General features: G+C 62.5%; 5 protein-coding genes. 1 reads left to right on the forward strand and 4 read right to left on the reverse strand.

The genetic code is table 11. The features are described from left to right. The coding region (locus tag Q7O77_RS11260; RefSeq protein WP_304167080.1) for an alanine racemase at positions 1-757 on the forward strand (757 nt) is incomplete at its 5' end. 66 nt (positions 758-823) lie between these two features. Here the strand turns inward: Q7O77_RS11260 and Q7O77_RS11265 are convergent. The 4 genes from Q7O77_RS11265 to bcsB all read right to left on the reverse strand — a co-directional run. Next, the gene (locus Q7O77_RS11265) at positions 824-2,419 is read right to left on the reverse strand and encodes an EAL domain-containing protein (protein ID WP_304167083.1); all 1,596 of its coding nucleotides are present in this window, start codon (positions 2,417-2,419) and stop codon (positions 824-826) included. Between the two features lie 238 nt (positions 2,420-2,657). Next, entirely contained in the window at positions 2,658-6,155 is a 3,498-nt protein-coding gene (bcsC, locus tag Q7O77_RS11270; protein ID WP_304167086.1) for a cellulose synthase complex outer membrane protein BcsC, read from the reverse strand. Further along, positions 6,137-7,249, reverse strand: coding sequence for a cellulose synthase complex periplasmic endoglucanase BcsZ (gene bcsZ, locus Q7O77_RS11275; protein ID WP_369696219.1), 1,113 nt, complete (start codon positions 7,247-7,249; stop codon positions 6,137-6,139). Before bcsZ ends, bcsC begins: the two co-directional genes overlap by 19 nt. Further along, positions 7,246-8,624 (reverse strand): cellulose biosynthesis cyclic di-GMP-binding regulatory protein BcsB (bcsB, locus tag Q7O77_RS11280; RefSeq protein WP_304167088.1); only part of this gene is annotated, 1,379 nt, incomplete at its 5' end. The genes bcsB and bcsZ, both read right to left, overlap by 4 nt.

Raw genomic sequence — 8,624 nt, forward strand, 5'->3', positions numbered from 1 at the left:
CGGTGCGGGAACAAGGCAGCGATCCCGTGACGGTATATGTGAGGTCGATGTGGGGCTGGGCCGAGTGGGCGTGGATCCGCATGGTGACGCGGGCGTCACGCTGGCGGGGCACATCGCCCGCTGTCCCGAGCTGCGATTCGGCGGTTTGGTCTCTCATGCCGGTCATGCCTACGGCGCGTCGGGGATTGCGCAGATCCAAACGATCGCCACCGAGGAAGCGACGCTGCTGAGTCAGCTGCAAACTCGCATTTTGCAAGACGGTGCGGTCAGCCGCTGCGTCATTTCTACGGGGGCGACGCCGACCGCGTTGGGTGCGCCGGTCGCGGCGGGGACGGATGAGATTCGACCGGGCAACTATGCGCTGCTGGATTTAACGGCGATTCGACTCGGACTGTGCCAACCGGACGATCTGGCGATGAGCGTCGTGGCGCGCGTGGTGGCGGTCAACGATCGCTATGCCATCATCGATGCCGGTTCGAAAGCGCTGACGTCCGACCGGGGGCCTCATGGGACGGGCGCCAGTCATTGGGGGATCGCCATCAGCGAGCACCTGCCGCTGGCCTACACGGTGGAGAAGCTTTCCGAAGAGCACGGTTTTATTCCGCATCAAGGCCAGCCGCCGCGTCTGGGCAGCCTGATGCGCGTCTTCCCCAATCACTCCTGCGCGGTGATGGCGCAGTTCAATCGTTGGGTGCTGCGCGGCGAGGACTATGCGGGAGAGGTGATGCCGACGGAAGGGCGGGGCTGCTTCCTGTAACGGTCGCTGGCGGCAGGAAAACGGCTGCCAGCGACCGTCGCGTCCTGCGCCAGAGCCACGGCGCGGTTACGCCGTCTCGGTCTCCGGGGCGGCGATGAATTTGCGTTCGCCTTGTTCTTTCAACCACGCCATCAGCGCTTCGCTGCTCATCGGGCGCGCGTACAGGTATCCCTGCATCAACTGAACGCCGCACCGCTTGAGATAATCATATTCATAGGCGGAATTGACGCCTTCGGCGACCATTCTCAGCGCCAGACGGTGGCTCAGATTGATGATGGCGTCGAGCACCGGCGTATCCCCGTTGGCGGATTCGATGGTGCCGATGAAGCCTTTGTCTATCTTGAGATAGTCCAGCGGGAACATTTGCAAATAGGACAGAGAGCAGTGGCCCGTCCCGAAATCGTCCACCGCGATAAGAATGCCTTCGCTCCGGAGCTGAGTCAGCTTTTGTACGACGTCCTGAGTATCGCTGATCAGACTGCGCTCTGTAAGCTCCAGCGTAATCTGTACGCGCTGAGGCTGCAGCGTTTTTGCCAGCTGGCGGATATCGTTCACAAAGTCGGGGTGATGAATATGCGCCGCGGCGACGTTGATCCCCAGCCGAAAGTCCTGCGGTAATGTCCAACTGCCGACGTCAGCGGCCAGCAGCTTAAACAGGTGATGCGTGAGCGGAATAATCAGCCCCTCGTTCTCGGCGGAGGGAATAAAGATATCGGGGCTGATGGTGCGGCCTCCCGGCCTAAACCAGCGCAGCAGCGCTTCGGCGCCGATACAGCGCTCGGTCCTCATGTCGTACAGCGGCTGGTAATGCACCGAAAACTCATTGGCCTGTATCCCTTTGCGCAGCTCATCGCGGAGCGACATCTTGCGCTTTTTCCAGGATTGCATGATGTAGATGAAGGTCAGCGACAGAAACAGCGACAGCGGCAGGAACGTCAGGAAGTCATTCAGCCAGTCTTGCTGTATCTCCTCCGGCTGCACCTCGGCGCTGACGATAATGGGATACCGGTTGGATGCGCGTTCGTGATACAGCGGCGAAATAAACGGGTGCGGGGTTTGACTCTTCTCGCCTTCCTGAATGCGAAAACCGCCGTTGAACTGCACGGCCAGCTGATAAGGGCGCGCGTTATTGATGGCGCTCATGAAGTCGATCAGGTATTGACCGTCAACGACCACAAATGCACCGTAGGTCGGCGAAAACTGGCGGGCGAAAATAATGGCGGGGCGGGTGGACACGCCACGCGTACGCGGCACCGACATGCTCCATGTTTCGGGCTGTTCCGCAGGCAGCGGATACTGGATGATTTGCGTCAGTGGGATGACCTGATCGCCGGAGACGGAGGAGCAGTACATATCCCGGCCGCTCAGCAGCCCCATCGAACGAAAATAGGCGGAGAGCGTGCCTTGCCGGATCAGATCGCTGAGTACCGATTCACAGGACTTTCCCTCTAGCGTTTCCAGTTTGGCGACCTGATTCCAGGCCATGCCGTTGATCGTTTCCGCCTGATGCAGAATCACCTGAGTCGTGGCTTCCAGATCGCGCTTCACGTCCTGTCTGGCGATGATATAGCTGAAGATAATGCCGAGGAGCAAAGGGAATACGGCGGCGGCAAGCAGTCCTGCTCTGTATTTACGAGCCTGCATGCGATTATAGACGATCAAGGAAGCCTCCATACTACAGATGGTTCAGAACATTATTGCTGGTTTGAAAAGAGTGGGGGAACAGCGAGATGCGGTTCTAGACCAGACGCATTATGCCAGAAATCTTTATGCGACAAGTGTAGCACTCGCCCGTCCCGGCGCGGGAAAAAGTTGTTGGGGGCCATGAGGGAAAATGACCTGCCGCGCGGAGCGACAGGTCGGGGGGAGACTACCGGCTACTGCGCCGGAAAAAACGACGCTATTTCACGTCCGCGTAAGGCGTCATCGGCTGGATCGGCATATCCATATCGCCTTGCCAGCCCGCTTCCGAATAGCGCATGTAGAGCAGGGCATGGCTGGGCGTATAGTCCTTGGCTTTCTGGATATCGACGCCGAGGCCCAGCGTCCAATGCGCCGTCAAACGTCGTTCCACCTGCGCCTGCAAGGTGTAGCCGATCCCCTGACTGCTGCCGTTGGCCGAGGCCTGATCGCTGTTAAAACCGGGGTAGACGGGATAACGCCGCTGCCCGGCGGTTTTCGAACGCGACCACGAGACCGAGCCGCCCAGATCCAGCGACCAGTTATCCATACGCTGCCGATAAGTGATTGGCACCCCGAGCGAGAGGTAGCGCTGCGGGCTGTAATAGCCGCCCTGACCATAGGTGTAGCCGCTGAGATCCTTCTGGTAGCGCCAAAACATGCTGTTAAAACCCACGGTCGCGCGGCGATGATCTTCGTTGATCAGCTTGTAGTAATACCCGCCCATCAGACGCTGGCGCTGGTTGTCCGCGACGTTTTTACCGTCAATGCGATGAGCGCTGATGTCGCCCCACAGGCCGTGATCGCCGCCGTGATCGTAGCTTAGACCGACCGCGCCGCCTGTCGCCACGACGCCGCCCCAGGTATTGCTATTGCCGCCGCCCGGGTTCCGCGCGCCCGCAAACGCCAGCAGCGAGCTGGAGATAGGACGGCGCGAGGCGGTGAGCGTCACGCCCACATCGTGAATGTCGGTTTTATGGCTGATTCCGCCGACCCAGTTCAAGACGCGAAAGCCTATCGGCGTCGTTCCCAGATCGGCCGACCAGTCCTGATTGCGCCAGCCCGCCCCCAGCGCGACGCCCTCCGCGCGTTGCGTGTGATCGCGGCTGCAACCTGAGTCCGCGCAGGTGCCGAACAGGCTGGTGTGCGTGCCATTCGTGGTGCTGAACTGGCCCGCGGAGACGGCAACATGGTCAACGCGCAGGAATCCTCGTCCGTCCGCGATCGGCGTTTCGCCCTGCAACATGGTGGTGTGCGCGGTGAAGTCAGATTGACCGCCGGTTCCCTTGTTGCGGGAGTAATCCTGCGCTATCGAGAGCGTGGTGTCCTGCTGGCGGTAGAGCGACGCGGCGTCGGCGCGCACCGAACGCTGTAGCCAGCTGTCTTCCGGGCGCAGACGAGTCAAGGCGGTAAAGGCGGTGTTATCGCGCGGCGGCGTCGGGGTGATACCGCTGTCGACCATCGCCTGACGGTAGTCCTCCAGCGCCTCGTCGGGATGTCCCTGCTGGCGGGCAAGGCTGGCGGCGTCGCGATAAATCCGTGCGGCATCCGGAGAAGGCGGCGTCTGCGCGGCGCGGTGTTTCAGCTGTGCGAACAGCGCGTCGGCCCGCTGCGGTTCACCCAGCTGCCACCAAAGATTAGCGGTGCGTCTGCCCTGATCCAGCGAGGGTTCGACGGGGCCTGACGACAGCGTATTCAGCGTCGTTTGCGCCTCATGCTGACGGCCCTGCGCGGCGAGCGCTTCAGCCTGACCGATGCGTGCATCACCGTTCAACGGGTCGCGCGTCAGCACGTGCTGATAGCCAGCCAGCGCCGTATCTGCCTCTCCCCGTTCCAGCGCCCAGTCGGCCAGAACGATACTGCGACGCGGCGTGTCCGGCAGCGTGTGCAGCAGTTCGTACGCCTGCGCGTCCAGCCCGGCGGCGTGCAGCGCATAGGCGCGGGTGTAGACGTCCTCTTGCTGCAACCGCGTCATCAGATCCTGCAAACTTTGCTCGCGGCGTGCTTCCGGCACGCTGTTCAACAGCGCCAGCGCGCGATGAGCCCGATCGCTGCCGGACAAATAGAGGCTGTAAGCATAGAGTCGCGTCGCCTCGTGCGGCTGTTGGCGCGACATCGCCTCCATCTCGCGGTCAGCTTCCTCCGGTTGCCCGGCGGCGCGCAGCGCGGTGGCGAGCCGATAGTGCAACCAGACATCCTCCGGCGCGAAGCTGACGGCCTCACGGTACTTCTCGACCGCCAGCGCCCAGCGAGACTGAGCGGCCAGCCGGTCGGCATCCGCCCGCAGCGTATCGCTGCGCAGCGCGTTGAGCGTGGCGAACAGGGCGCGTTTCTGCGCGGGCGTTAGCCCGTTCTCGATAAACGCCAGCGCCTTCTGCGGCGACTCCTGCTGGTAGAGCGTCACCAGCCGCCGTGCCGCCGTGGCGTTGCTGTCCATCTGCAGCGCCTGCCGATACAGCTGTTCCGCCGCGAGAGGGTGATGACGCGCCAGCGCGACGTCGCCAAGGCCGATGACCGCATCGCTGCCGCTGTCGTCCAGCGAGCGCGCCTGTCGGTACTGGCGCTCGGCCGTGTCGAGATCCTGCGCGGCGAGCGCGTTGTCCCCGCCGTCGACGGCCAGCCAGTAGCGGGTAGATTCCAGCAGACTCTGCCATTTGGCGACCTTAAGACTGGCTTCGTCGGCCTGGATAGCCTGCTCAAAATAGCGCACCGCCGCGGTGCGCTGATTGCTGCGCGCCAGCGCTTGGCCCATCGCTCCCAGCACTTCGGCATCGTTGGGATTGGCGCGCAGCGCTTTTTGCAGCGCGGGGATAGCCGTCGCGCCTTCGCCTCGCGCGACCCGGTTCAGGCTGGCGGCGCGTTGTTGAAACACCGGATCGGCCAACAGTCTCTGCTGGCGATCCAGCTCCTGTCGCCCGTTTTGATACTCATCCCCGGAGGGGAACGTCGTCAGGTATTCACGGAGCTGCGCCACGCTGTCGTCGGTAATCGGCTGAGCCTTGATGTATTTGAGCCACAGTTCGGCGGCGTCATCGCGCCCGCGGGCATCGTCGGCTAGCGCGCGGATCGTGGCGACGGCCTGTGGCACATCGTCCTGAGAGAACAGCATCCGCGCAATCTGCATCCTGACGCTGACGCTGCCGGGATAGAGGCGATCCAGCGCCTGCAGCTGTTTTAGCGCCAGCGGTTCCTGACCGGGAATGCGTGCGACCAGCCGCCAGTATTCGTAGGAGGTATCCACGGTGGGATAGACGCCGTGAAACAGCGCGTCGTAGGCCGCGCGCGCCTCGACCAGCCGACCCGAAGCCGCCAGCAGGCGGGCTTCTTGCCACTGCTGCCGACCTTCCGCCGTAGCCAGCATCATGCTGACCGTGGACTCACGGGCGGCCGCGGAGTTCGGCGCCTCGGCGTTCAGCCGGTCCATATAGCTTTGGGCTTTGGTTCTGTCGCTCTGCATCAGCGCGTGGCGCAACAGAGCGGCGAGGACGTCCGGGTTATCGGGCGCGATATTTTCCAGACGATAAAGCGACTGTTTCACCAGTTCGAGCTGGTGGGTGGTTTCCCCCATTCGAACCTGTTGCAGCAGCCAGTTGACGGGGGAAATACCGCGCTGGCTGTCTGCAACGGGCGCGGCGACGGCATAGACGGCGGGCGCCACAGGTAGTCCAGCGAGGGCAGGCAGCATGAATCGCAGCCAGTTTATTTTGATGTTACGCATGTTTCTTTCCAGGCGGGGATGACATCGCCGTGCGGCGAAAAGCGGAAAAAATGGCTGTCCCAACCGGTGCCGAACAGGATCAGTACGGTGCGATAATAGGCCTCTTCGCTAAAAGGGGTATTCCACACGCGCTGGCGTTGGTCGGACAGGGCGGGAGAGTGCTGGAGCAGCGGCAGCAGCGCGGCGGAAAAGCCGACGTTGCCGAGCGGCTCGCCCTCTGCGTGACTGACATTAATGCGCTCCGGCGGCGCGCCGTGGGTTTCCACATAGCGAGCCATCGGCATAAACGCCTGCGACAGCGACGCCTTGTCCGGATCGCCGTCGTCCAGCATACCGGCCCACAGGTACGTCCGAATGGCGTTATAGCTGCCGATTGGCCCTTTGGCTTCATCGAAATGCCACCCTGTTCCCGACGTCCATACGATCCAGTCCGGGGAAAATCCCCTAGGCGCGGTAGCGATCAAGAGCGTGATCGCCGTGCGATGCAGGCGAGACCAGAGGCTGGATTGTTCTGCGAAGCTGGCCAGCAGCGGCGGCGGCAGATAGCTGGGATTGACCGTCCAGCGGGTCTGCGACGCAAAGCCGTTTTTGCCGGGCAATAGCACGGGGCCGACCTCGGGAATCTCGGCCGTCTCCTCCCGGGCGATGCGTTGGAGCAGCAGGGTGCCCATGACCTGATAAGTACGGCTTTGCCACAGCTTCCCGGCCTGCAACAGCGAGTAGGCGATCCACAGATCGGCATCGGCGGCGGAGTTATCGTCCAGCAGCGTCTGGCGACCGGTGGCGGCATCGCGTCCCCAGAGCCAACCGGGCAGGTGCAGCGTCAGATCGCCGTTCGCCAGGTGGGTTTCCGTCCAGTTCAGTATGCGGTCAAAACGCTCGCGGTCATTCGCCGCCAGGGCGAAAAACAGCGCGTAGCTTTGTCCTTCGGAGGTCGTAATCGGGTCGCCGTCGTGGGGATCGATGACCTGACCCTCGGCGCTGATATAGGCCTGCCGGAACTGTTCCCACAGCGGCCAGCGGCATTCCGCCGTTGCGACGCTGCTAAACAGCAGCGCCAGCAAACCACAGCAGGAAACGGTCAGTCGTCTCACAGAGACGCGTCCTCGTCGTCCAAACGACGCTGGCTGATATGGCGCATCAGTCGCCAGGTCATTAATGCCAACAGGATGACCATGAAGACGGCGAGAGAGGCCAGCCAGACGGGATGCGAGGACATCGCGCTCCAGATGCTTTCCCACCACGGCAGATAACCCACGAACCAGGTATCGCCGACCCGGAGGCTATTGACGCCGGACTCGCGAATGATCGAGACGGCGCCGAAGATGGCGGCGCGTTTGCCGGTATCGTTCATCGCGTCATTCAGCAGCTCGTAGGCGCGCGGGGTATCGGCCAGCAGCGCGACGACGCTACGCTGGTCATGGTAGGGAGACTGGAAGCTGACAATTGCCGCCATCGGTCCTTCCGACAGGATCGTGGTCTGGCTTTCCGCCTTACGGTCGGAGGCGGTGACCGGCGTATCCAGCGCCATTTGACGCAGCGGTTTTTTCACCCAGCTTTTGGTGGTATCCACCAGCAGATTCACGTCGTGACCTTCGCGCAGATTATCGGGCAGACCGCCGATCATCAGCAGATCCACGTCCTGATTTTCCGCCTGCTCCCAGTCGTCAGCAATGCGAACGTTGAGGGCCGGGAAGCCGGTCTGGGCGCCGATATTGCCCATCACGTTGAGCAGCGTGCTGATTTGCGCTGGCTGCGGATGCGCGTTCACCAGCAGCAGCGTCTGCGACAGGTCCGCATGACGGCTGAACGGGAAGCCCGCGTTGGCGAAGGCGCGCAGCGACGGCATTTCCAGATAGTGGCGGTAGCCGGAGAAGTCGACGGTCGAGTCGCCGTCGATCACCACATGGTTGGCGACCGGCATCACGGTTTCGCACTGTTCATCATGGATGCTGCCGATCTGGCGCGCGGCGTAGTCGAAGTCGAAGCGCAGCTGGTTCGCCGCGCCCAGGCGCAGCGCGGGCAGCGTCACCGCCGATTTAGTATCCTGCTGTCCCTGGATCAGCGGGACGTGCAGTAGCCACTGGCCGCTGCTGTTTTTCGTCGTCAACGGCACGTCCTGTACGAACTGATTGTTCAGGTTCACCGCCAGACGAGAACCGTCGTTCTGGCGCGGCGAGGTGTAACGATACATGACGTTCATGTCGATGCTGCGTTCGCGTACCAGATACAGATCCGGCGGCAGTCTCAGCAGCACGGAGATCGGCGAAGGCTGTAACCCATCCGATTGGAACTGCGCGTCATACTGCTGCAGCTCGGAGAAACGGGTCGGGCGGTCGGTATGCGCCCAGTTCGGCGCGTCGTAAGGAAGACGCGGCGCTAACTGACGCACGTTGTCGATAGTGGACGACTGACCGCGCAGCAGGACATCGCCCTGTGCGATCCCCTGAACGGCGGTGATCAGATCGG

Source organism: Lonsdalea britannica, assembly GCF_946477055.1.
Classification (GTDB): domain Bacteria; phylum Pseudomonadota; class Gammaproteobacteria; order Enterobacterales; family Enterobacteriaceae; genus Lonsdalea; species Lonsdalea britannica_A.